The sequence below is a fragment of the Collinsella sp. AF23-4AC genome, assembly GCF_003462685.1.
Lineage (GTDB): Bacteria > Actinomycetota > Coriobacteriia > Coriobacteriales > Coriobacteriaceae > Collinsella.
Genome location: NZ_QRVE01000018.1, coordinates 1 through 24,298, shown reverse-complemented (window position 1 = coordinate 24,298; position 24,298 = coordinate 1). Strand labels below are relative to the sequence as shown.

Below are 24,298 nucleotides of genomic sequence, written 5' to 3'. Positions count from 1 at the left end.
GTTAGGTTTTTCTAACTTAATGCAGCATCTTTGAAGCACATTATCCAGCCTGCGCGGAGAAAGCAGCACAGGCACACAAGGAAGAAGGATTGAATGGCGGATTCTCAGATCCATGTCGCGCTGGCGGGTAACCCCAACTGCGGCAAGACCACGCTTTTCAACCTGATCACCGGCGCCAACGGCTACGTTGGCAACTGGCCCGGCGTCACGGTTGAGAAAAAGGAGGCCAAGCTCCTAAGCGACAAGAACGTTACCATTACGGACCTCCCTGGCATCTACTCGCTTTCCCCCTACAGCCCCGAGGAGCAATGCTCGCGCGATTACCTCATGAGCGGCGAGCCCGATGTTGTCGTCCAGGTGGTCGATGCCACCAACCTCGAGCGTAACCTGTACCTGGCGCTTCAGGTTATCGAGACCGGCCTGCCCGTGGTCGTCGCCCTCAACATGGCCGACTTGGTCGAGAAGAACGGTGACAAGATCGACACGGACAAGCTCTCCAAGAAGCTCGGCTGCCCGGTCATGATGATCTCGGCTCTTAAGAACAAGGGCATCAAGGAGCTGTTCGAGCAGGTCAAGAAGTCCGCTGCTTCCAAGGGCCAGGTGCCGGAGCACAAGTTCGATTCCTCCATCGAGGACGTTCTGGACCACATCGAGAACAATCTGCCTGCGAGCGTTCCTGCCAACAAGCGTCGCTACTACGCTGTCAAGCTGTTTGAGCGCGATGCGGACGCCTGCAAGCTCATCAACCTCACCAAGGAGAAGGCCACTCGCGTGGAGCAGCTGGTTGCCCAGTGCGAGCAGGACTGCGATGACGACGCCGAGTCCATCATCACCGGCGAGCGTTACGGCGTGATTGCCCACATCATTGACGAGTGCCTCACCAAGGCTCCGGCCAAGATGAGCACTTCCGAGAAGATCGACCGCGTGGTTACCAACCGTATTCTGGGCCTGCCGATCTTTGTGGTCATCATGTTCTGCGTGTACTACATTGCCGTCTCTACCTTGGGCGGCACGGTGACCGACTTCACCAACGACCAGCTCTTTGGCACCGACGGTTGGTATGTGGTTGGTCAGGGCCGCGACGCCTACGATGCAGCCGTCGAGGCTGCGGGCGAGGACGCTGCCGATTCGATCGACCCGGCACAGTACGGCCCATATGTTCCGGGTATTACCACCATGGTGCACGATGCCCTCGTGGCGGGCGGCACCGAGGACGGTGGCCTGGTCGATTCGCTGGTCTGCGACGGCATCGTCGGCGGTTTGGGTGCCATCTTTGGCTTTGTGCCGCAGATGTTCCTGCTGTTCGTGATGCTGTCTTTCCTGGAGGACTGCGGCTACATGGCCCGCGTCGCCTTCATTATGGACCGCGTGTTCCGCCGCTTTGGCCTGTCCGGTAAGTCCTTTATCCCCATGCTCGTGTCCTCGGGCTGCGGCGTCCCCGGCGTCATGGCCACCAAGACCATCGAGAATGAGAAGGACCGCCGCATGACGGTCATGACCACCACGTTCATCCCCTGCGGCGCCAAGCTGCCGATCATCGCCCTGCTCATGGGTTCCATCATCGGTGATTCTTCCACCACCGCCGCGTGGATCAGCCCGCTCTTCTACTTCCTGGGCGTCTTTGCCGTCATCGCCTCGGGCCTTATGCTCAAGAAGACCAAGCTCTTCGCCGGCCGCCCGACGCCGTTCGTTATGGAGCTTCCTGCCTACCACTTCCCGGCGATCCGCTCTTGGGCGCTGCACGTGTGGGAGCGCTGCTGGGCCTTTATCAAGAAGGCCGGCACGGTCATCTTCGCGTCCACTGTCGCGGTTTGGTTCCTGTCCAACTTTGGTAGCTACAACGGCACGTTTGGCTTCCTGCCTGCGATGGACGGCATCCCCGAGGAGTTCATGGACTACTCCGTGCTCGCCATGCTGGGCAACCTGGTCGCCTGGATCTTCGCCCCGCTCGGCTTTAGCACCTGGCAGGCAACTGCGCTGACCGTCTCGGGCCTTGTCGCTAAGGAGAACGTCGTCGCCACCGCCGGTTCGCTGCTGTCCGTCGCCGACGCCGGCGAGACCGACCCGAGCCTGTGGACCGCGTTCGCCGGCATGTTCCCGACTATGGGCGCTTGCGTTGCCTTTGGCGCTTTCAACCTGCTGTGTGCTCCGTGCTTTGCCGCCATGGGCACTATCCGCAACCAGATGGACTCCGGCAAGTGGACCGCGATTGCCATCGGTTACGAGTGCGCCTTCGCTTGGGTGATCGGCCTGTTCATCAACCAGTTCTACAACCTGCTTGTTCTGGGTCAGTTTGGCTTCTGGACGGTTGTGGCCATTGTGCTACTGGTTGCGATGCTCTTCCAGATCTTCCGTCCCATGCCCAAACATGCATGGACCGATGAGGACGAGACCAACACTGCTTCCGCCGCAGTTTCCGCTTAAGTCCGAATAAGGATCAACCCCTTTCCGAAAGCCCGGGTGTCCCAGCGACACTCGGGCTTTTTGGTAGGGAGATGTGGCGTTTCCGCAGATAAAACCGACCAAAACAAACCTGTCCCTTTTTGGTAGGTGGAGAATGGGGTAAAGTAAGTGATGGTTAACTAGAGGAGGCTTGCTATGGCACCTATCGATATTGTTGTACTGGCTGTTATCGGTATTGCGTTTGTCGCGGTATGTGTGCGCATCTACCGAAAGGGCACCTGCGCCGACTGCGCCCAGGGTGGCGTTTGTACAGGACATTGTTCCAACAAAAAGACCTGCGCCGCACTTAAGGGCGTGGACAAAATTGCCGAAGACTTGGGCCGCGGTATCAAATAGGGCCCAGGTATCCGTTCGCGGGGCGCTTTGCGCATTTGGGGGCGAGCGCGGCGAGTTGAAGAGTAATTTTGGGGTATCGTTACCTGTACTGTTGATTGGCAACTTATCTATAACGGAGTAACCCCATGAGCGCTCGCGTAACCATGAAGGACATAGCCGCCGAGCTTGGCGTTTCCATCAATACCGTGCACAAGGCCCTGACGGGCAAGGCCGGCGTGAGCGAATCCGTACGCGCCAAGGTGAATGCCAAGGCCGAGGCCATGGGCTACCATCGCAATACGAGCGCCTCGAGCCTGCGCCGCAAGGATATCAACCTGGTATTTTGCCTGCCCCGCGCATCGCGCGAGGGAGCGTACTTTTTCCGTTACCTGTGGGAAGGTTGCAATCGCTTTGAACAGGAGGTCATCGACCAGGGCATTACGGTTGAACGCGTTGAATTTGGCGTGGGCGGCTACGCCGATGCCCTTGAGCAAATCGATGAGCGTCTGCAGGTGGGCGAGAAGATCGATGGCTTGCTTGCCTATGCGCCGGGCGATGATCGTGCAACTGAGCTTTTGGGACAGATTGCCGAGGCGGGCGTGGTGATTGAGCTCGTCGACGGCGACCGCCCGCATTTGAACCGTTTGGGTGCGAGCTTGGCCGACTATTCGACGGCAGGCAGCCTTATGGCCGAGCAGGCGGCAAACCTGGTCCATGCTTCTGGTGCTGACGCTCGCGTGCTCCTCTTGACAGGCGACCCTTATACCGATTCGCACTATTTAACCGCCCGCGCCTTCCATAATTACCTGCGCGAACATGATATTCCGTGGCAGGTCGAGGACCTTGCCGGCGCCCATGCGCAAGTCAAACAGCTCGAGTGCGAGCTTGAGAAGCGCTTGAGTGCACCGAACGCCCCCGAACTTATCTGTAGCGTTTTTGCCGTTGGTTCCGAAGTGGTCGCCGACGCGCTCGTTTCGAGCGGCAAGGCTGGCCAGGTCATGGTAATTGGCAACGACCTATTTCCCGAAAGCGCTTTGGCTTTGCGCCGTGGCATCTTTACCAATATCGTCTATAAGGACCCGGTGAGTCTGGCATACCGCGGTGCTAAGACGCTGGGCGATTATCTGCTGTGGGGAAGGACTCCGGCGGAGCCCGTGCAGAAGGGTTCCGTCGAGATGGTGTTTGCCAGCAACGTCGACCGCTACTGCAAGCTTGCGGGAATTTAGCCGCTTGGGCGGGTACCCCCTCTTGCGACGTACATTTTTGGGAATATTCAGCAAACGCATGTTCCGATAGAGGGACAGAACGACTGTTTTAAGTGCCGCCGGTGGCGTAATTCGCCATCGGCGGCACTTATTTATGCCGATCGGGCGCAATATGCGTATCAAATAGGGCGTCAAGGACGGTACGCGGTGCGCTCCGATGCTGAATATTCCTAAAAATGAACGTCGGGACATGACCCACCTGGACAAAAGCGCTCATGTTTGGTGTTCGGGGACGCCAGCCGAGCCGCAACATATACAGATCACAGCTCCAACAACCGTTGAACGGGCAAAATCGACCGTTCGCCCCGTGAGGGTTAGGTGAACGTTCACCTTTTCAGCCGTAATGAACTAGTATAGTGAACGTTCACCTAAAGGATAACGAGCGCGCCGTGCGCCCGTTTTGCCAACAAAGGGGTTGTTTGATGAAAAACTTTATGGACGATCAGGATTTCCTGCTGAGCACCAAGACCGGCGAGGAGCTGTTCCACAACTTTGCCGAGGGCATGCCCATCGTCGACTATCACTGCCACATTTCTCCCAAGGAAATCTGGGATGACAAGCGTTTCGAGAACATCACCGAGGTTTGGCTGGGCGGCGACCACTACAAGTGGCGCCTGATGCGCGCCAACGGCGTTGACGAGCGCTTCATTACCGGCGACGCCCCCGCCCGCGAGAAGTTCCAAAAGTGGGCCGAGACCCTGGGCCGTTGCGTGGGCAACCCCGTCTTTGAGTGGAGCCACCTGGAGCTTAAGCGCTACTTTGGCTACGAGGGCGTTCTGAACGGCAAAACCGCTCAGGAGGTCTGGGACCTTGCCAACGCCAAGCTCGCCGAGTCCAGCTTTACTTGTCGCAACCTGATCAAGCAGTCTAACGTTCGCATGATCTGTACTACCGACGATCCCGCCGATAGCTTTGAGTGGCACAAAAAGATTGCCGCCGACGACAGCTTTGACGTTCAGGTCGTTCCTGCCATGCGCCCCGATGCCGCCCTGCGCATCGAGCGCGGCCAGGAGTTTGCCGACTACTGCAAGCACCTCTCCGAGGTTGCCGGCGTTGAGGTAAGCGACTTCGAGGGCATGAAGGCCGCCATCTCCAAGCGCTACGACGTTGCTCACGAGCTGGGATGTCGCGCATCCGACCATGCACTCGACTACGTTATGTACGCCCCGGCTACCGCCGACGAGATCGAGGCCATCTTTGCCAAGGGCCTTGCCGCCGAGCCGCTTACCGAAGACGAGGTCCTCAAGTACAAGACTGCCTTTATGCAGTTCGTTGCCGGCGAGTATGTCCGTCTGGGCTGGGCCATGCAGCTGCACTTTGGCTGCAAGCGCGACAACAACCGCGCCATGTTTGCCAAGCTCGGCCCCGATACCGGCTACGATTGCATCTCCAACTACACGCCGTCCGACCAGCTTGCCGATTTCCTCAACTCCATCCAGGAGACCTGCGGCCTGCCCAAGACCATCCTGTACAGCCTGAATCCCATCGATAACACCATGATCGATACCGTGATGGGCTGCTTCCAGGAGGCTCCGACCGCCGGCAAGATCCAGAACGGTTCTGCCTGGTGGTTCAACGACAACGAGGTCGGTATGCGCGAGCAGCTCACGGCCCTTGCCAACGAGGGCGTGCTGGGCAACTTTGTGGGCATGCTTACCGACTCCCGTTCCTTCTTGTCCTATCCGCGTCACGAGTACTTCCGTCGCGTGCTGTGCAGCGTGATCGGCGAGTGGGTCGAGCAGGGCAAGTACCCGGCCGACATGGAGCTGCTGGGCACCATCGTGCGCGACATCAGCTACAACAATGCGGTCCGTTACTTTGGCTTTGACCTGGACACCGTCGAGGCCTAGACCCGCACCGAATTACATCGAGATCGGGAGTGCCGTTGCCACACGCGGCGCCCCCGTTTTGCCTGCACGCTAACAGCTATCTAAGGAGAGACATAGATGGAGAACATCAGCTACGATGCGCTCGAGAAGATCGGCTACAAGGGCTACCTGCTGCCCAAGGACGCGCCCGAGAAGGTTCTGCAGTTTGGCGAGGGCAATTTCCTGCGCGCCTTCGTCGACCGCTTCTTTGACATGGGCAACGAGGCAACCGGCTGGAACGGCAAGATCGTCATGGTCCAGCCCATCAACGGCGCCTTTGGCTTTGCCGATGGCATCAATGCCCAGGACGACCTGTATACCGTGCTGATGCGCGGCAAAGAGAACGGCGACACGGTTGACGAGTCCCGCGTGATCAGCGCCTGCAGCCGCTGCCTCAATCCGTATCGCGAGGCGGACTACCGCGCCATCATGGAGGTCGCTGTTTCCAACGATCTGGAGATCATCGTTTCCAACACCACCGAGGCCGGCATTGCCTACGATCCGTCCTGCAAGGCCGACGACATGCCGCCTGCGAGCTTCCCCGCCAAACTTGTTCAGGTCCTGCATGCCCGCTGGGCTGCCGGCAAGCCGGGCGTTATCGTGCTCGCCTGCGAGCTCATCGACCACAACGGCGAGGAGCTGTTGCGCATCATGAACCAGTACGTGAGCGACTGGGGCTGGGAAGACGAGTTCTCGCAGTGGATGTCCAACGACTGCACCGTCTGCACCACGCTCGTCGACACTATCGTGCCGGGTCGTATCCGCGACGCATCCGAGGCTGCGGCGGTTGCCGAGCGCTTGGGCTATGAGGATCCCTTCCTGACTGTGCGCGAGCCCTTCCAGATGTGGGGCATCCAGGGTGACGAGTCGCTTGCCGAGAAGCTTCCCTTTGTGAAGGCCGGCCTGCCGGGTGTCTTTGTGACCCCCGACGTCACTCCGTACAAGAAACGCAAAGTCCGCATCCTCAACGGCGCCCACACCGCCTTTGTGCCGGGTTCCTGGGTCGCTGGCTTTGATATCGTGCGCGATTGCATGCACGACGAGACTGTTCGCGGCTTCATGAACACCATGCTCTACGACGAGGTCATCCCGACGCTTGCCGCCGACCTGGATGTCGAGGACTGCAAGGCCTTTGCCGCCGCCGTCGAGAACCGCTTCGACAACCCGTTTATCGACCACGCGCTGCTCTCCATTTGTCTCAACTCCACCGCCAAGTGGCGTGCCCGCGACCTGCCCACGCTCAAGGACTACGTTGCCAAGACCGGCAGCTTGCCCAAGTGCCTGGCGACGAGCCTCGCTACGCTCATCGCTTTCTATACGCAGGAGCTCGTTGCTCGCGAGGGAGACGGCCTGCACCTGCGTCGCGCCGACGGCACCGAGTACACCGCTCAGGACGATGCCTTCGTGCTCGATTTCTACGCCGCCCACGCCGGCACCGACGATGCCGAGCTGGTGCACGACGTGCTCACCAATGAGCAAATGTGGGGCGAGGACCTTACGCAGATCACTGGTCTCGAGGAGTTTGTCGTCAACGCGCTCGCTGTCGTGCGCGTCGAGGGCGCCAAGCAGGCCTTCGCCAACGCTCAGGCGTAAATTCCCGGTGCGGGCGCCAGACGGCTTGTCCGCGCCTCGACTTCTGCTCAACCTGTAAGGTTAGGACCATTTGTAATGAACACTATCCAGATCAATCCGGCCGATAACGTGATCGTCGCGCTGTCGCCGCTTGCCAAGGGCACCGCCGTCGCGGTTCCCGGGGTGGGCGAGGTCGTGGCCGCGGAGGATATTCCGCAGGGCCACAAGATGGCCGTGCGTGCCATTGCGGCGGGGGAGGACGTCGTCAAGTACGGTCTTCCTATCGGCCACGTGACGGGCGACATCCAGCCCGGTCAGTTGCTTCATACGCATAACGTCAAGACCAACCTTTCGGGCGAGGTCGAGTATGCTTACAACCCGACGCATCCGGTTGTTGAGCCGGTTGAGCCCGAGACCTTTATGGGTTTCCGTCGCGCCGACGGCCGCGCCGCCACGCGCAACGAGCTGTGGATCATCCCCACGGTCGGCTGCGTCAACGAGGTCGCACGTGCCATGTGCGAGCAGGCTCAGGATCTGGTCGAGGGCTCGCTGGAGGGCGTTTACTACTTCCCACATCCCTTTGGCTGCTCGCAGACCGGCGCCGACCATGCCCAGACGCGTCGTCTGCTGGTGGCGCTCTCGCGTCACGCAAACGCTGCGGGTGTACTGTTCCTGTCCCTCGGTTGCGAAAACTGCACGCACCAGCAGGTGCTCGATGAGCTCGGTGACTTCGATCACGAGCGCGTTCGCTTCCTTACCTGCCAGGATGTAGCTGACGAGCAGGTCGAGGGCCACAAGATTCTGTCCGAGTTGGCTGACCTGGCCAAGCAGGCCAAGCGTGAGCCCATTCCGGCCTCCGAGCTGGTCATTGGCCTTAAGTGCGGTGGTTCTGACGGTCTTTCGGGCATTACCGCCAACCCCACGATCGGCCGCGTGAGCGATATGGTTGTCGCCCGCGGCGGCACGTCGGTGCTCACCGAGGTGCCCGAGATGTTTGGCGCGGAGAGCATTCTGCTCGATCGCTGCGAGAGTCAGGACGTCTTTAACGCGGCGGCCGACATGCTCAACGGCTTTAAGGACTACTTCATTAGCCACGGCGAGGTCGTCTATGAGAACCCGAGTCCCGGTAACAAGGACGGCGGTATTACCACGCTCGAGGACAAGAGCTGCGGCTGCGTGCAAAAGGGCGGATCTGCCCCCATCGTCGACGTGCTGCCGTATGCCGGTCAGGCCACCAAGCATGGTCTGAACATGCTGTGCGGTCCGGGCAACGACATGGTATCCACCACGGCCCTGACGGCTGCCGGCTGCCACGTGATTTTGTTCTCGACCGGCCGCGGCACGCCGTTTGGCGCGCCGGCGCCGACGCTCAAGGTGTTTACCAACCAGCGTCTGTGCGACCACAAGGCCAACTGGATGGACTTTAACGCCGGCGTGGTCGCCACAGGCGAGTGCACGCTCGACGAGGCTGCCCACGACCTGTACCAGCTGGTGCTGGAGACGGCGGGCGGCAAGCTTACGAGTGCCGAGCGTCGCGGTTGTCACGAGATCAGCATCTGGAAGGACGGCGTCTGCCTGTAGCGGCAAGCGGGTTCGCATAGGGCGCTATTGGCCATGGCCCCGTCGGGAGTGTTCCCGGCGGGGCCATTTTTGTCCGGGCTGCAGAAGCGCGTCTTCCTGGGAGCGCGGGGGGCGGTGAATACAATAAACGTTCACCCAGTCACCCTGAAATTAAAACCCACCGAATGCCCCTGTAATCGAGAATATTTTGAGTTAGGTGTCCGTTCAGCGATGAAAAACGACCGTTCAGGGATATTATTCAAGTGAACGTTCACCTATCATAAGCAATCGCGCATAATCTAGCTAAACGTTCACCCTGAACGACATGCAGACGGATGTCGGTATGGATTCCAATGTCTTGTTACAAGACAATCGAGAGAAGAGAGGGAGCTCGATGACTAATAAGATTGGAAAAAAGCGCAAAATCACATTCTGGACGCGCTTGGGCTTTGGTATGGGCGGCATGCTCAACTCCGGTGCCCTGAGCTTTACGCACAGCTACATGGTGCTGTTCCTGTCCACGGAGTGCGGCCTGTCCGCAGGCGAGGCTGCGCTGATTAGCTCGTTCGCCATCTATCTCAACGCCATTCTTTGCCCGCTGATGGGTTTTGTGGCCGATAACTTCTATGCCACCAAGATCGGCCGCATCTTTGGTCGTCGCCGTTTCTGGATCTTGCTCGCTATCCCGATGATGGTCGCTGAGCCGCTCATCTTTGTGGCTACGCCGTTTGGCTTCCCGTACTACTTTGCGCTGTACCTGATCTACAACGTCGCGTACACGTTCTGCACCGCCAACCTGTCGCCGCTTACCATCGAGATGACCGACGACTTCAAGGAGCGTACGTACCTCACCGGCTACAAGCACCTCTTTGGTAACGCCGCCGGCTTCCTGATGGCAGCGCTCGTCGGCTTTGGCTTTGGCACCTTCGGCGAGACCAACCCGTTCAGCTATTTCATCATCGCTACGATCAACGCTTCGGTCATGGCAATCTCGCTGCTCTGCGTGTACCTGTCCACGTGGGAGCACACCCCCGAGGAGGTCGCTCAGGAGAAGATCGAGAGCGTCGGCGAGGGCATCAAGAAGTTCTTCATCGACGTTATCTCCACGTTCCGCAACAAGTCCTTCCGCAAGGTCCTGTATGCACAGGTCTCCACGAAGCTCGCTGCCGCCTGCTGGTCTGCCTGCCTGTCCTTCTTCATCGTCTACTGCCTGCAGATTCCTAAGTCCTACGAGTCCGTGATGGAGATGCCCGGCAAGGTCGTCGCTATCGTCTGCACTGCCATCTGGGTCGCCCTCATGGCCAAGAAGGGCTTCCACAAGTCTTGGTACCTGGCCAACGTCGGTTGCGCTGCGTGCATCATCGCCTACAACTACTTCGCCTTTGGTCAGATCAACGGCACCTCCACGGTCGCCATCGCCATGATCGCCTATCCCATCATCTTCGCCATCTGGAAGTTCTTCTACGTTGGCTTCCAGTATCTGCCCGATGTTCTGCTCAACTACATCCCCGATGTCGATGAGCTCATCACCCTGCGTCGCCGCGAGGGCATCTACAGCTCCGCTCAGCAGCTCTGCCAGCAGATTGCCCAGGCTGTTGCCGTCAACGTATGGGCTATCGTCCTTGCTGCCTCCGGCTTCATTCAGACCGCCGGCAACAGCGACGCCGTGACCCAGCCCGCCACCGTGCCTCTGTACATCTGCGGCTACATGCTCATCGGCTGCGCCGGCTTCTTCCTGCTCGCGGCTGTCCTTGCCCGCGGCATCAAGATCGACAAGGAGCAGTGCGACATCCTTTGCGACGAGATTCACCGTGTCAAGGAGGGTGGCAAGATGGCCGACGTCAAGCCCGAGGTCAAGGCGCTTTGCGAGGAGCTCTCCGGCTTTAAGTACGAGGACTGCTTTGCCCACAACAACGTTGGCTTCCAGGACGGTAGCGTAATTCCCGCCGAGTAGGACATACGCATCGTTCAAACCACAGGGCCGTGCCACCGGAATTCCGCCGGCAGGCACGGCCCTTTTTCTACAGCGTACAATTTGCCTTTAGAGCATCTTTTTTGAGGGAGAAACCCATGGAGACGAACGTTATCTGGCGCAACGCGCGTGCGGCCGTTATCGAGCTTGACGATGGCGGCTACTTTACCTGTGCCGATACGTGGGAGGTCTTTGTCAACGGCGAGCCCGCCGGTACCACCAATACGGTCGAGACCTATGTCGACGGCCTGATTCCCGGCAAGCGCAACTTGATTCGTTTTGTCTGTGGCGAGCGCGAGCTGAGCGTGGGAGTCACCACGCCGGCCGAGCCCTTCACCATCAACGTTCGCGACTGCGGCGCCAAGGGCGATGCCGAGCACGACGACACCACCAATATCCAGGCTGCCATCATGGCCTGCCCCAAGGGCGGACGCGTGCTGATTCCCGCCGGCAGCTACCGCATCAAGTCGCTCTTCCTTAAGAGCGATATCAATATTGAGCTTGCCGAGGGTGCGGTGCTGCTGGCCCGCTACGACCGCGCGGCGCTCGCCTACATTCCGGGCACGGTCACGGGCGATGAGGGCGCCGGGTATGCCGGTACCGACATGCTGCCCCTGGGCCGCTGGGAGGGCGAGAGCTTCTCGACCTACTGCTCTACCTTTACGGGCCTGGGTGTGCACGACGTGTGCATCTATGGGCGCGGCGCGATCGATGGCCAGACCGATTTTGCCGAGGACAACTGGTGGAACAAGGACTTTAAGAACATCTTCCGCCCCGAGGAGGGCCGCGAGATCGCCCGCCCGCGCATGATCTTCCTGTCCGAGTGCGAAAACGTGAGCATGGCTGGTTTTACCGTGTGCAATAGCCCCGCGTGGAACATCCACCCCGTCCTGTGCGAGCGCGTCGATGCGCTCTGCCTGTCCATCGAGGGTCCCAAGAACTCTCATAACACCGACGGCTTTGATCCCGAGAGCTGCGGTTTTGTCCGCATCCTTGGCTGCCAGTTCTCGGTGGGCGACGACTGCATCGCCATCAAGAGCGGCAAGCTGGGCATTGAGCCCGAGCTTCGTCCCGCCACACACGACGTGTTGATCTCGCACTGCTACATGCACGACGGCCATGGCGCCGTGGTACTGGGATCCGAGGCCGCCGGCGGTATCAAGGACCTTACCGTGAGCAAGTGCCTCTTTGAGCGCACTGACCGCGGCCTGCGCGTCAAGACCCGTCGTGGCCGCGGCAAGGATGCCGTCAACGAGGGAATCACCTTTGAGCACATTCGCATGGACGAGGTGCTTACGCCCTTCGTGGTCAACTCGTTCTATTTTTGCGACAAGGACGGCAAGACCGACTACGTGCAGTCTCGCGAGGCGCTGCCCGTCGACGACCGCACGCCCGGCTTTGGCGCCACGACGTTTTGCGATATCGAGGCAACCAACTGCCATGCTGCCGCGGCCTATATCACGGGCCTGCCCGAGAGCAAAGTGACGCGCCTGACGTTCCAGGACGTCCATGTGACCTTTGCCGACGATGCCGAGCCCTTTGTGCCGGCCATGGCCTGTGGTGTGGAGCCGATGGTGCGCCAGGGCATCATCGCGCAGAACGTTGCCGTGCTCGACCTGCAAAACGTGGTGATCGAGGGTCAGGACGGTGACGAGCTGCAGCTGCAGAACGTCGACAAGGTGATTCGCGCATAGGGTAGTGCTCCTGCACAAGTGAATACGGCATGTTGAGGCGTGCGACGGACGGGGCTGCCCGGGCGTCGCACGCAATCTATAGGCGCCGGTATTGCATGGTGAGTATTCTGCGACAGAAAGCGTAGTGACAGATGAGTGGGAAAGAACAGCTCTTTGAGGTATCGCTCGAACGCGAGGGCGCGTATCGCAGCATTTCGGCAGCGCTCGAGGCGGCGGAGCGGTGTGTGCCCGATGCGACCGTGCCGGTGCGCGTGCTGGTGGCGCCGGGTGAGTACCGCGAGCGGGTTGAAATTCGTCGTCCGCATGTGACGCTTGAGGGCGAGACGGCCGAAAGCGTGCGTATCGTGCGCGGTCTGGGCGCCAAGATGCCTTCGGAAGACGGTAGCGGCCAAGATGGAAGACTCGGCACCTTCCGTACGTACACGGTGCTGGTCGATGCCGACGACGTGACGCTTGCGGGCCTAACAATCGAAAACGACGCCGGTGACAGTCGCAAGGTCGGCCAGGCGATTGCCCTGTATGCCGACGGCGACCGCCTGGTGGTCGATACCTGCCGCATCCTGGGCCATCAGGACACGCTCTTTTTGGGGCCGCTGCCGCCGCGCGAGGCTAAGCCGGGCGGCTTTATAGGCCCCAAGCAGTTCGCCCCGCGCCGGGTGGGGCGCCAGTATTTTCGACGTTGCCGGATCGAGGGCGATGTCGACTTTATCTTTGGCGGCGCGCGTGCCTACTTTGAGGGGTGTGAGATTCGCTCGCTCAACCGCGACATGGACGTGAACGGCTACGTTACGGCGGCCTCGACGCCCCAGGGCGAGCCCTGTGGTTTTGTGTTTCACGGTTGTTCCTTCACGGCGCCGGACGACATGGCGCCCGGTTCGGTCTATCTGGGTCGCCCGTGGCGCGAATGGGCCCAGACCGTGCTTATCGATTGCTGGCTGGGCTCGCATATCAAGTCCGAGGGCTGGTGGGATTGGAATAAGCCAGCGGCACATGACGGCACCCTGTATGCCGGCGGTACCCTGTTTGGCCCGGCGGGTGATGCTGCCGCTTGGGTGCCGTGGGCGCATTGCCTGACCGGTCAGGATTCCGAACGCTATGCGCGTGACCGAGTGCTTGCCGGCACGGATGGTTGGGATCCCGAGGGCGGCGACGGTGATGCGGTAGAGACGGCCGGGCTATCTGCCAATGGCCGCACCGTGCACATCGAGACGTACTACGAGGACGAACCTGCGCTGCGCGCCCGACTGAAGCGCGAAGGGCGCTCGGCCGCATTTACGGGCAAGACTCCCACAGACTTTGAGGCATGGAAGGCTGCGACCAGGACTCGTCTGTACGATATTTTGGGTCTTTCGCTTATGGACCGCGTCCCGATTGAGATTCGTGAGCTCAATCGCGTGCGGGTTGCCGGCAGCATCGTGCGTACTCATGCGGTGTTGCAGGTTGAGCACGATGTGTGGATGCCGTTTTACCTGTTGGAGCCGTCCCGCCCCAAGCTTGACGAGCGGGGACTCAAGCGCTGCTATATCTGCCCGCATGGTCACCAGGGGGCGGGTGCTGCAAGCATAGCCGGCGTTGCGGGCGTGCCGGCGGTCGACGATGCCGTGCGTAAGTTCAATTACGATTACGGTCTGCGTTTGGCGCGCATGGGTTACGTGACCGTCTGCCCCGATGCGCGTGGTTGGGGATACCGTCGTGACTGGAAGGGTCAGGGCGACGACGAGAATAGCTACCTACGCGGTACGTGTCTGAATCAAGCACGTATGGCCGAGCCGCTGGGTCTTACGGTCGCGGGTCTCAACGCCTGGGACAACATGCGCTTGATTGATTACTTGGAGACACGCGGTGACATTGCCATGGACGACCTGGGCTGCTTTGGTTTTTCGGGCGGCGGTTACATGACGCTGTATCTGGCCGCACTCGACCCGCGCGTGCGCAAGGCGTTTGTCTCGGGCTACCTGTACGGTGTCGATGACTCGCTGCTGCATCTCAACGGCAACTGCAGTTGCAATTACACCCCTGGACTCTGGCGTCTGCTCGACATGGGCGACATTGCATCGCTTGTCGCGCCACGGCCGTTGTTGGTCCAAAGTTGCGAAGAGGATCATTTGAATGGGGTACGCGGGCTCAAAAATGTTGACGAGCAACTCAAAATCGTGCGCGATGCCTACGAGTTGCTGGGCCGCAGAGGAGGCCTGCGGCACGAGGTGTGTCCGGGTGGACACCATCTTGGCGTGGCGCATCTTGCCGAGGATATCGAATGGCTCGATTCGCAAGTTGCGGAATGCGCCCACGCATAGCCCCTCGGCATGTTGCGAATGAACGGTATGTACCTGTATGACCGCCGGTGTGCGGGTGAGGAGAAGAATATGGAAACGAAAAACTTGAGTGAATCGACCATCTGCTGCTTTGGCGATTCGACCACCTGGGGCGATAACGGATGCGGCGGGGGAGGCAACAATATCTCCTGGACCTCGCACCTGGGTGCGCTGCTGGGCGGCGCTACGGTCGAGAATTTTGGCATTAAGGGTTCGCGTATTGCCGTCAAGGCCGACCGTACCGATTCGTTTGTTGAGCGTTTGGACGGCATCGATCACGCGGCAGACATCTGCATCGTCTTTGGCGGCGTTAACGACTTTAGCCGTAACGTGCCGCTGGGAGAGCCGGGCAGCACCGACGTGCACGAGTTCTATGGCGCGCTCGACTACCTTATCCGCACCATCACGGCGCGCTCGCCTCAGGCAAAGCTGGTGTTTATGACGCCGTGCAAGACAAGTGGTAAGCACGAGAAGGATATCCCGGCAAGCAACGAGGCCAACCATCTGGGCCTGACGCAAGACGCCTATGTGCGCGCGATGCTGGAGGTTTGCGATCGCTACTCGGTGCCGGTGATCGACCTGTATGCGCAAAGCGGCATCAGCCCGTTTTTGCCGGAGCACCGCGAGCTCTACATGCCGGACGGTCTGCATTACAGCCCTGCCGGCTACGAGCGCCTGGCGCATCGCATCGCCGCGGCTCTCACCGCCGTTTGCCGCTAAAAGGATGCCGTTTGCGGGGATTATAGGGTTAACGTTCACCCTATAATCCCCTTCGCGTTACACTAGGGTTAACGTTCACCCATCAAAAACGTCAGAGGGGACAGCAATGGGTTGCAATCAGATTCTGGACCGTTATATCGAGCAGTTGATCGAGACCTCTACGCCGCAGGCGCCGGCCTGGAACATCGAAAAGCTTCGCGCCGGCAAGGAGAACACCTGGAATTACATTGACGGCTGCATGATCAAGGCACTCATCGAGCTGTACGAGATCACCGGCGAGCAGCGTTACCTGACCTTCGCCGACGACTATATCGACTTCTTTGTCCAGGATGACGGCACCATCAAGCATTACGATCCCCAGGAGTACAACCTCGACAACGTCAACGCGGGCAAAACCCTCTACAAGCTCTATGACCTGGTGGGCAAGCCCAAGTACCGTGCCGCCATGGATACCATCTATCGTCAGCTCGAGACCCAGCCGCGTACCAAAGAGGGCGTGTTTTGGCACAAGGCCGTCTATCCCAACCAGATCTGGCTCGATGGCATGTACATGGCTCAGCCGTTCTACATGCAGTACGAGCTGAGCTTCCACAACCGCCGTGCCTGCTCGGATAGCTTCCATATGTTCCAAGTGGTGCATGACCTGATGCGCAACCCCCTCAACGGCCTGTACTATCACGCCTACGACGCGAGTCGCAAGCAGTTCTGGTGCGATCCCGTTACCGGTCTTTCGGCCAACTTCTGGCTGCGCGCCGAGGGCTGGTTTGCCATGGCGCTCATCGATACCTGGGAGCTCATGCCGCCTTCGATGTCGGCCGAGAAGGACGAGATCCGTAAGATGTTCCACGACCTGATCGACGCTATGCTGCCGTATCAGGACGAGAAGACCGGCATGTGGCACCAGGTCATCAACCTGCCCAATATCGCCCCCAACTATCTGGAGGAGTCGGGCAGCGCGATTTTTGCCAATGCCATCATGAAGGGCGTGCGCCTGGGCGTGCTGGGCGAGCGCTACTACCAGTACGGCCGCCGTGCGTTTGACGGCATCTGCGATACGTGCCTGTCCGAGCGCGACGGGCAGCTGGCGCTCGACAACATCTGCCTGGTGGCGGGTCTTGGCAACGCCGCGCACCGCGAGGGCACGTTTGAGTATTACATGAGCGAGCCTGTGGTCAAAAATGATGCAAAGGGCGTGGCGCCGCTGGTGCTTGCCTATATCGAGACCATGCATCACGACAAGCTGGCCGGCAAGCGCGATCCGCTCGCCCCTTCGGGTGTGTGCTCTATCGACGACCCGTTTGGCGGCTACACGCCGGGCATCAATGCTCATAAGGGGTGTGAATAGCGTGGGGGCCATTACTCCGGGCGTACGTTTGCACGATCTTGTGCAGGGAACCGTCGAGGAACGCATTCGCATGGCAGGAGAGCTGGGCTATTCGTGCATCCAACTGCCGAGCAAGGTGCTCTACGCATCGATGGGGATCGATCGGGGCGGCCTGACTCGCGAGCTTGCCGAGCACCTGCGTGCGGTGCTCGACGAGGCAGGCGTTGCGGTGGCAGTGTTTGGCTGCTATAAGAATCTGGCGACGCCCGATCGCCAGCAGCTCATGGATAACTATGCCGAGTATGAGGCGTGCTTGAACTTTGCCCAGATGCTCGGCGGATGTCCTGTTGGCACCGAGACCGGTCGTCCCAATGCGCAGAACCGCGTTGCTGACGACCGTATGACCGACGAGGCACTCGATGCGTTTATGGACGGACTCGCACGTGTCTGCGAGCGCGCCGAGGCCGTTGGCGGGCAAATACTGATTGAGCCCGGCTGGAACGAGACGGTCAACACGCCGGATCGCTGCCGTGTGGTGCTGGAGCGCGTTTCGAGCCCAGCGCTCGGCGTGATCTACGACCCGGTGTCGCTGCTGCACCCCAGCGTCGTTAACGAGGCGCAGGAAATCACAGCGCGTATGCTCTACTTGTGCGGCAGCAAGATTCGCGTGCTGCACGCCAAGGATTTTGAGGTCGTCGACAACGAGGACGAGGCTGGTTGGTGCGACGGTACGGGTTCGCGCCTGGTGTGCCACGGTGTGGGCGAGACGGGACGATATGACTTTGAGCCCGTGGTGGCCTGGGCGGCTGCCGCCTGCCCTGGGATTCCCTGCGTGGTCGAGAACAGCGTGCCGGCGACGGCGGCCGGGTGCCTGTCGACACTCGAGCGCATGTCTGCTCGCTGTGGGGCTTCGCATCGCGAGATATAGCATTGGCTTTTGCCGTGGCGGCCGATTGAGTTTGCCTGACGGGGGCGGCGGTGAAGGATCTTTATCGTCGCCCCATTGGATTACATCAAAAAGGGGAGTTGCATGGCTATCCACATTGTCGAAGAAGCGAATCGTTGCCTTGGGTGCAAGAAGGCGTTCTGCCAGCTTAAAGGCTGCCCGGTTCAGACGCCTATTTCGCAGGTCATCGACCTGTTTAAGCAGCGCCGTCTTGAAGAGGCGGGCGAGCTGCTGTTTCAGAACAATCCCATGAGCGCGGTCTGCTCCATGGTCTGCAACCATTCGGGCCAGTGCGAGGGCGCGTGCATCCAGGGCCGCAAGGGCGCACCGGTGCATTTCTCGAGCATCGAGAACTATATCTCGACTGCATATTTGGACCGCAAGGAGTGGAAGCCCTCGCCGTCGTGCGGCAAGCAGGTTGCCGTGGTCGGTTCCGGTCCTGCCGGCATTACCGTGGCCATTAAGATGGCCCAGTTGGGCTGTGCCGTCACGGTGTTTGAACAGCGCCCCGAGATCGGCGGCGTGCTGGAGTACGGCATCCCCGAGTTTCGCCTGCCCCGTGCTCTCGTGCAAAAGTATCGTCACGTGATGTGCTCGCTTGGCGTGCGCGTCCGTCCCTCGACCACCATCGGTGGCGCGCTGCATATCGACGACCTGCTGCGCGACGGTTACGATGCGGTCTTTGTCGGTACCGGTACCTGGCGCGCCCGCAAGCTGGGTATTCCCGGCGAGTCGCGTGGCAACGTACTGTTTGGTATCGATTACCTGGTCGATCCCGCGAGCGTGGCGATCGGTCAGAACGTGGCGGTTATCGGTGCCGGCAACGTGGCCATGGATGTTGCCCGTACGGCCCTGCGCTCAGGTGCTCGCAAGGTTACCGTGTATGCCCGATCGCGCCATATCTCGGCCATCGATGACGAGGTGGAGCTGACCGAGCTTGACGGTGCCGAGATCGTGCGCGGCAAGGCGATCTGCGCCATCGACGATAACGGTCCGGTGTTCGAGACGGCTATCTTTGACGAGGACGACAACGTGGTGGGCTACGAGGAAGAACTTGACCATGTGCCCGCCGACACGGTTGTGATTGCGGCCTCGCAGGTGCCTAAGGACAAGCTGGTGCTTACGACGGGCGGTCTGGAGACCGACCATCGCGGCCTTCTTTCGGTCGATGAGCGCGGCATGACCACCGTGCCGGGCGTCTTTGCCGCCGGCGACGTCGTCAACGGCCCGCTCACCGTGGTCCATGCCGTAGCGGGCGCCAAACTCGCCGTCGAAGGCATGACTAACTACCTGGGCCTCTAACCCATCCCATCCATCAGTTGCGGTGAAATAGTTCCTGTTTGACGCGCCAAGAGCCCCATTCAGGAACTATTTCACCGCAAATTTTTTGTGGGTCGAGCGAAAGCTGGGGGAGCGCGTGCGATCGGGTACTGCGCGGATACTGATACGATAGGTACGTCAGCAACTGCCGCCGAGCGGCTCAAATGAAAGGAACCCTGTATGGAGTCCTCCGCCTACCCGATGCTCTTTAGCCCGATCAAGGTCGGTACGACCGAGGTCAAGAACCGCGTCTTTATGCCGCCGGTGTCCACCAACCTGGCCGATCATGGCTATGTGACCGACGATCTGGTCGACCACTACCGCGCCCGCGCCAAGGGCGGTGTGGGCCTGATCATCACCGAGGTCGTGACGGTCGAGCCCACCTATACCTATCTGCCGGGTGACATGTGCTGCTACGACGACACGTTCATCCCCGGTTGGGAAAAGCTCGCCGCAGCCGTCCACGAGTATGGCTGCAAGATCATGCCGCAGCTCTTCCACCCCGCCTACATGGCCTTTAACATTCCGGGCACGCCGCGCTTGATCGCTCCGTCCTTTGTGGGCCCGTCTTATGCCCGCGAGGCACCGCGCCCCATCACGGTTGATGAGATTCACGAGCTCACACATCAGTTTGGCGATGCCGCTGTGCGCATGCAGAAGGCTGGCGTCGATGGCGTCGAGGTCCATGCGGCGCACGCTCACGGCATGCTTGGCGGCTTTTTGACTCCGCTCTACAACAAGCGCACCGACGAGTACGGCGGTTCGCTCGACGCCCGCATGCGCTTTTTGCTCGAGGTCATCGCTGAGATTCGCGAGCGCTGCGGCAAGGATTTTATCATCGACGTTCGTATTTCGGGCGACGAGTACACCGATGGCGGCCTGACCCTCAACGACATGATCTACGTCTCGCGTCGCCTGGAGAAGGCCGGCGTCGACATGATTCATGTGTCGGGTGGTACCACCATCAAGCGCGGCTCCGCGATTCCTGCCGCCGGCACGCAGCAGGCCTCGCATGCCGCCTGCTCGCGCGAGATTAAGAAGCACGTCAACATTCCCGTCGCCACCGTCGGACGCATTAACGAGGCCTGGATTGCCGAGGAGCTGATCGAGGACGGCGCTGCCGATATTTGCATGATGGGCCGCGCCAATCTGTGCGATGCCGAGTTCTGCAACAAGGCTGCTGCCGGCAACGCCGACGACATCCGCCCCTGCATCGGTTGCCTGCGCTGCCTGAACGGCATCATGTTTGGCAAGCGCATCTCCTGCACCGTCAACCCGGACGTGGAGCGCGACGAGGCCGGCTACGAGCCTGCCGCCGAGGCCAAGAACGTACTGGTTGTGGGCGCCGGTCCCGCGGGCATGGAGGCGGCGTTCATTGCCGCCAAGCGCGGCCACAACGTGGTGCTCGTTGACAAGCAGGACGAGCCGGGCGGCGAGATGCGCATTGCGGCCGTTCCGCCGGCAAAGCAGGAGCTCACGCGTGTGATCAAGTATCAGTACCGTCGCCTGGCCGAGGCCGGCGTGAAGTGCGTCTTTGGTACCGAGCTTTCTGCCGAGGACATCCAGCGCGATTACGCGGGCTACGAGGTTGTCCTGGCTTATGGCGCCGAACCCATCGCTCCGGCCTTTATGCAGAGCTTTAAGCAGGTTATGACGGCTGACGACCTGCTGGGTGGCAAGGCTTTCCCGGGCAAGAAGATCGTCATCGTGGGCGGCGGCACCGTCGGTTGCGAGACGGCCGATTACCTGGCCCCGCTGGTCAACGACCTGTCGCCGGCCAATCGCGATGTCACCGTTATCGAGATGACCAAGACGCTCGCCGCCAACGAGGGCGGCGCCGGCCGCGCGGTGCTCATCACGCGCATGCTCTCCAAGGGTGTCCACGTGCTGACTGAGGCCAAGGTGACCGAGATTACCGAGGATGCTATCAGCTACGAGAAGGACGGCGAGGTCCACACCATCGCCGATGCCGATACGCTGGTGCTTGCCATGGGCTATCGTCCCAATACCAAGCTGGCCGACGACCTGGCTGCAGCCGGTGTTGCCACCCACGTGCTGGGCGATGCCAACAAGTGTGGTAACATCCGCGACGCCATCGGCGATGGCTACAAGGTTGCCTGCGAACTGTAGGCTCTTGGCAAATAGGGGAGCGACCGCCTTGCAGTGGCTCAAGCGATAGCCAATCAAAAAAAAGGCGCCGCGACACATGGATTGTCGCGGCGCCTTTTGCTTGGTGGTTTGTTGGGGTTCGGTGCGCCCCGTGGGCCTTATTACAGGCCCAAGATCTCCTTGACCTTGGCGATGATGGCCTCGTCGGTGGCGTTGGCAAAGAAGTACTCCTGGAAGTGCTCGCCAGCGAGGGCGCCCTTCACCAGGTCCTGGTCGATCTCGCCCAGGACGTCGACGAGCGGACGCATGGTCACAGCGCGCACGCCATCGAGGATCTTCTTGTTGCGCTGCTCGGGCTCAACGCGCTCGGCGGGGTAGCCGTTGCCCGAGCCAAAGCCAAAGAGCTTCTCGAAGGTGTACTCGAGGTTGAGCTCCTGGCCCCAGCCGTTCTTGAGAGCGAAGGGCATGGCGACGGCGTTGCCATCGTTGACCTGGGCAAAGGTGTAGGCATCCAGCGGGTCGGCAACATGACCGCACAGCACGCCGGGGAAGGAGTTGCAGGCGAGCATGGCGCCCTCGCCGGTGCCGCAGCCGGTCACGACGTAGTCAGCGGCACCGGAGTTGAGCAGCACGGCGGCAAGGATGCCGTTCTGCACGTAGGTGAGGGGCTTGGAGTCGGCGTCGGCATACATGCCATAGTTAAAGACGGTGTGGCCCATGGGCTCGACAACCTTCTTAAGGGCAGCCTCGATCATGGGGTTCTTGGAGTTCTGAGAGTTCTCGTTGATAAGTGCGATCTTCATTTGAGTTAACCTTTCAGTTTTTCAGTTTTCTTACTGTGGCTGCTTGCCGATGTAGGCCAGGATGCCGCCATCGACGTACAGAATGTGCCCGTTGACAAAGTTCGATGCGTCGGAAGCCAGGAACACAGCGGGACCCTTCAGGTCCTCGGGCGTGCCCCAACGGGCCGCCGGCGTCTTGGCAATGATGAACTGGTCAAATGGGTGGCGGCTGCCGTCGGGCTGCGTCTCGCGCAGCGGTGCGGTTTGCGGCGTGGCGATATAGCCGGGCCCAATGCCGTTGCACTGGATGTTGGCCTCGCCGAACTCGGAGCAGATGTTCTTGGTGAGCATCTTGAGTCCGCCCTTGGCGGCGGCATAGCCGGCGATGGTCTCGCGACCCAGTTCGCTCATCATCGAGCAGATATTGATGATCTTGCCGTGGCCCTTGGCGATCATGCCGGGCAGGCAGGCCTTGGACACGATAAACGGTGCGTTGAGGTCGATATCGACGACGCGGCGGAAGTCCTCTGCACTCATGTCGAGCATCGGGGTGCGCTGGATGACGCCGGCGTTGTTGACCAGGATGTCGGGCGTGGTGCCAAAATCTGCCTCGATCTTGGCTATGAGCTCGGCGACGACGGTCTCGTCGGTGACGTCGGCAACATAGCCGTGAGCATCAAAGCCCAGCTCACGGTAGTGCTTTTCGGCCTCGGCGACTTTGTCGGCGTGACGGGCGTTAAAGGCAATCTTGGCCCCGGCCTCACCGAGTGCCTCGGCAATGGCCATGCCAATACCGTAGGTGGCACCGGTCACGAGCGCGACTTTGCCATCTAGGCGGAAGCTGTCCATAAGATCAGACATAGCAATCCTTCCTAAAGAAACGTTCATCTTTATGAGTCCTACTTCTAATACAAGCTCAGTATAGGAGAAGCAGAGGAATTTACTCGCAGCTTTTCCTAGAATCAGGTGAACGTTCACTTTTAAAAGGCGAACGGTTGTGGCCGATTGTCGCGATGCCCGCCATTCGCTCTGTGCCTGTGCACTCTCCGCAATCATGTTGCGGTTGTAGGGCAGGTGCAAACACATCGCATCGTGTGCCGCGGTGGGCTTGCGCGCTTTGTGGCCATGCTTGCCATCTGCGGCTCGAAGGGGAGGCGACATGCTCATAACCTGTGCGGGGAGCGTCGCAGGATGCGATAGTATTACGTGGAGAGATATTCGACAAACTGTGGGCTTCATCCGAGGGCTTTATGGAACAACACCAGCATTATCAGAGCCTGCAAGATCAGGCATACAACGCACTGCGCTCCAAGATCATCTATGCCGAGCTCAGGCCCGGCACGCGCCTTTCGGCGATTGGTCTGGAAAAGGAGACGGGGATCGGGCGCACGCCCATTCGCGAGTCTTTTGTGCGCCTGCGCGAGCAGGAGCTGGTGGAAACGCGTCCCAAAAGCGGCACCTATGTCTCTAAAATCAGCATGGAGCACGCCGAGAACGCCTGTTTCTTGCGCGAGAAACTCGAGAGAAGCGTGCTTATTAAATGCTGCTCTGCCGCCACGCCCGAGCAAAAGCAGCGGCTCGAGCAGGTTCTTGCCGAGTCCGAATCGCTCGACCATAGCGAAACGCGTCGCTTTTTCGACCTGGATAACCTGTTCCATGAGACGTGTTTCGTGATTGCTGGCCGTCACATGTTGTGGGATTGGATGAAGAGCGTCAACACGCATTTTGAGCGATACAACTGGTTGCGTATGGTGTCGCAGGATCTGGATTGGGAGCCGATTCGTCGGCAGCATCGCCGGATTCTCGAGGCCATTAAGAGGGGCGATACCGACGCGGCGAGCTATCTGGCAGAGACACACCTGCACTTGATGCCCGAGGAGCAAGGTCCGGTTATCGCCTTGCATCCCGACTATTTTGAGCTGTCCAAAGACTCGGCCATCTAATCGTCTCCCCCATAAGTCGCGATGAAATAGGGGTTGTTGTGCTGCCCAGGTGGTGCAGACGCCCCCCCCAGTTCACTCACTGAACTGCCTCCCATTTCTTGGACACAAGAAATGGGAGGCTTTTTTATGG

Annotated in this window: 17 protein-coding genes; 15 read left to right on the top strand and 2 right to left on the bottom strand. The window is 60.2% G+C overall.

Features of this window, described 5'->3' with window-relative positions:
- Window positions 1-93 precede the first annotated feature (93 nt).
- From DWY05_RS08515 to DWY05_RS08450, 14 genes are all read left to right on the top strand, one after another.
- Window positions 94-2,424 (top strand): ferrous iron transporter B, encoded by a 2,331-nt coding sequence (locus DWY05_RS08515; protein WP_117821318.1) that lies wholly within the window; start codon window positions 94-96, stop codon window positions 2,422-2,424.
- Between the two features lie 174 nt (window positions 2,425-2,598).
- Entirely contained in the window at window positions 2,599-2,799 is a 201-nt protein-coding gene (locus DWY05_RS08510) for a hypothetical protein (protein WP_035136858.1), read from the top strand.
- A 125-nt stretch (window positions 2,800-2,924) separates the two neighbouring features.
- The gene (locus DWY05_RS08505; protein WP_117821317.1) at window positions 2,925-4,004 is read left to right on the top strand and encodes a substrate-binding domain-containing protein; all 1,080 of its coding nucleotides are present in this window, start codon (window positions 2,925-2,927) and stop codon (window positions 4,002-4,004) included.
- A 461-nt stretch (window positions 4,005-4,465) separates the two neighbouring features.
- Window positions 4,466-5,893 carry a glucuronate isomerase gene (gene uxaC, locus DWY05_RS08500; RefSeq protein WP_117821316.1) on the top strand — a complete coding sequence of 476 codons (1,428 nt, stop codon included), beginning with the start codon at window positions 4,466-4,468 and terminating at the stop codon, window positions 5,891-5,893.
- A gap of 96 nt (window positions 5,894-5,989) precedes the next feature.
- Window positions 5,990-7,504: a tagaturonate reductase gene (locus DWY05_RS08495; protein ID WP_117821315.1), complete on the top strand. Its 1,515-nt coding sequence runs from the start codon at window positions 5,990-5,992 to the stop codon at window positions 7,502-7,504.
- Window positions 7,505-7,579: 75 nt separating this feature from the next.
- On the top strand, window positions 7,580-9,064 hold the full coding sequence (locus tag DWY05_RS08490) for a UxaA family hydrolase (protein WP_117821314.1): 1,485 nt from the start codon (window positions 7,580-7,582) through the stop codon (window positions 9,062-9,064).
- Window positions 9,065-9,437: 373 nt separating this feature from the next.
- A complete protein-coding gene (locus DWY05_RS08485) occupies window positions 9,438-10,997 on the top strand; it encodes an MFS transporter (RefSeq protein ID WP_158558724.1) in 1,560 nt (519 codons plus the stop codon).
- A 116-nt stretch (window positions 10,998-11,113) separates the two neighbouring features.
- Window positions 11,114-12,709 carry a glycoside hydrolase family 28 protein gene (locus tag DWY05_RS08480; protein WP_117821312.1) on the top strand — a complete coding sequence of 532 codons (1,596 nt, stop codon included), beginning with the start codon at window positions 11,114-11,116 and terminating at the stop codon, window positions 12,707-12,709.
- 131 nt (window positions 12,710-12,840) lie between these two features.
- The gene (locus tag DWY05_RS08475) at window positions 12,841-15,006 is read left to right on the top strand and encodes a pectinesterase family protein (RefSeq protein ID WP_117821311.1); all 2,166 of its coding nucleotides are present in this window, start codon (window positions 12,841-12,843) and stop codon (window positions 15,004-15,006) included.
- Between the two features lie 69 nt (window positions 15,007-15,075).
- A complete protein-coding gene (locus tag DWY05_RS08470) occupies window positions 15,076-15,744 on the top strand; it encodes an SGNH/GDSL hydrolase family protein (protein ID WP_233504062.1) in 669 nt (222 codons plus the stop codon).
- A gap of 106 nt (window positions 15,745-15,850) precedes the next feature.
- Window positions 15,851-17,089, top strand: a complete 1,239-nt coding sequence (locus DWY05_RS08465) for a glycoside hydrolase family 105 protein (protein ID WP_117821309.1) — start codon at window positions 15,851-15,853, stop codon at window positions 17,087-17,089.
- A 1-nt stretch (window position 17,090) separates the two neighbouring features.
- The gene (locus DWY05_RS08460; RefSeq protein WP_158558723.1) at window positions 17,091-17,996 is read left to right on the top strand and encodes a sugar phosphate isomerase/epimerase; all 906 of its coding nucleotides are present in this window, start codon (window positions 17,091-17,093) and stop codon (window positions 17,994-17,996) included.
- A 102-nt stretch (window positions 17,997-18,098) separates the two neighbouring features.
- A complete protein-coding gene (locus DWY05_RS08455; RefSeq protein WP_117821307.1) occupies window positions 18,099-19,316 on the top strand; it encodes an FAD-dependent oxidoreductase in 1,218 nt (405 codons plus the stop codon).
- 198 nt (window positions 19,317-19,514) lie between these two features.
- Window positions 19,515-21,464: an NAD(P)/FAD-dependent oxidoreductase gene (locus DWY05_RS08450; RefSeq protein WP_117821306.1), complete on the top strand. Its 1,950-nt coding sequence runs from the start codon at window positions 19,515-19,517 to the stop codon at window positions 21,462-21,464.
- A 140-nt stretch (window positions 21,465-21,604) separates the two neighbouring features.
- On the opposite strand, the gene DWY05_RS08445 is transcribed toward DWY05_RS08450, so the two are convergent.
- Both DWY05_RS08445 and DWY05_RS08440 read right to left on the bottom strand, forming a co-directional pair.
- A complete protein-coding gene (locus DWY05_RS08445; RefSeq protein WP_055309683.1) occupies window positions 21,605-22,246 on the bottom strand; it encodes an RpiB/LacA/LacB family sugar-phosphate isomerase in 642 nt (213 codons plus the stop codon).
- A gap of 30 nt (window positions 22,247-22,276) precedes the next feature.
- Complete coding sequence (locus DWY05_RS08440; RefSeq protein WP_117797090.1) at window positions 22,277-23,086, bottom strand: gluconate 5-dehydrogenase; 810 nt, start codon at window positions 23,084-23,086, stop codon at window positions 22,277-22,279.
- 389 nt (window positions 23,087-23,475) lie between these two features.
- Here DWY05_RS08440 and DWY05_RS08435 point away from each other — a divergent pair, with 389 nt between their 5' ends.
- Window positions 23,476-24,168 (top strand): GntR family transcriptional regulator, encoded by a 693-nt coding sequence (locus DWY05_RS08435; RefSeq protein WP_117821305.1) that lies wholly within the window; start codon window positions 23,476-23,478, stop codon window positions 24,166-24,168.
- Window positions 24,169-24,298 lie beyond the last annotated feature (130 nt).

What these genes read in the sequence shown, in the direction of transcription:
- DWY05_RS08515 (WP_117821318.1), top strand. Translation starts at nt 94, where the DNA reads ATGGCGGATTCTCAGATCCATGTCGCGCTGGCGGGTAACCCCAACTGC.
- DWY05_RS08510 (WP_035136858.1), top strand. Translation starts at nt 2,599, where the DNA reads ATGGCACCTATCGATATTGTTGTACTGGCTGTTATCGGTATTGCGTTT.
- DWY05_RS08505 (WP_117821317.1), top strand. Translation starts at nt 2,925, where the DNA reads ATGAGCGCTCGCGTAACCATGAAGGACATAGCCGCCGAGCTTGGCGTT.
- uxaC (WP_117821316.1), top strand. Translation starts at nt 4,466, where the DNA reads ATGAAAAACTTTATGGACGATCAGGATTTCCTGCTGAGCACCAAGACC.
- DWY05_RS08495 (WP_117821315.1), top strand. Translation starts at nt 5,990, where the DNA reads ATGGAGAACATCAGCTACGATGCGCTCGAGAAGATCGGCTACAAGGGC.
- DWY05_RS08490 (WP_117821314.1), top strand. Translation starts at nt 7,580, where the DNA reads ATGAACACTATCCAGATCAATCCGGCCGATAACGTGATCGTCGCGCTG.
- DWY05_RS08485 (WP_158558724.1), top strand. Translation starts at nt 9,438, where the DNA reads ATGACTAATAAGATTGGAAAAAAGCGCAAAATCACATTCTGGACGCGC.
- DWY05_RS08480 (WP_117821312.1), top strand. Translation starts at nt 11,114, where the DNA reads ATGGAGACGAACGTTATCTGGCGCAACGCGCGTGCGGCCGTTATCGAG.
- DWY05_RS08475 (WP_117821311.1), top strand. Translation starts at nt 12,841, where the DNA reads ATGAGTGGGAAAGAACAGCTCTTTGAGGTATCGCTCGAACGCGAGGGC.
- DWY05_RS08470 (WP_233504062.1), top strand. Translation starts at nt 15,076, where the DNA reads ATGGAAACGAAAAACTTGAGTGAATCGACCATCTGCTGCTTTGGCGAT.
- DWY05_RS08465 (WP_117821309.1), top strand. Translation starts at nt 15,851, where the DNA reads ATGGGTTGCAATCAGATTCTGGACCGTTATATCGAGCAGTTGATCGAG.
- DWY05_RS08455 (WP_117821307.1), top strand. Translation starts at nt 18,099, where the DNA reads ATGGCTATCCACATTGTCGAAGAAGCGAATCGTTGCCTTGGGTGCAAG.
- DWY05_RS08450 (WP_117821306.1), top strand. Translation starts at nt 19,515, where the DNA reads ATGGAGTCCTCCGCCTACCCGATGCTCTTTAGCCCGATCAAGGTCGGT.
- DWY05_RS08445 (WP_055309683.1), bottom strand. Translation starts at nt 22,246, where the DNA reads ATGAAGATCGCACTTATCAACGAGAACTCTCAGAACTCCAAGAACCCC.
- DWY05_RS08440 (WP_117797090.1), bottom strand. Translation starts at nt 23,086, where the DNA reads ATGTCTGATCTTATGGACAGCTTCCGCCTAGATGGCAAAGTCGCGCTC.
- DWY05_RS08435 (WP_117821305.1), top strand. Translation starts at nt 23,476, where the DNA reads ATGGAACAACACCAGCATTATCAGAGCCTGCAAGATCAGGCATACAAC.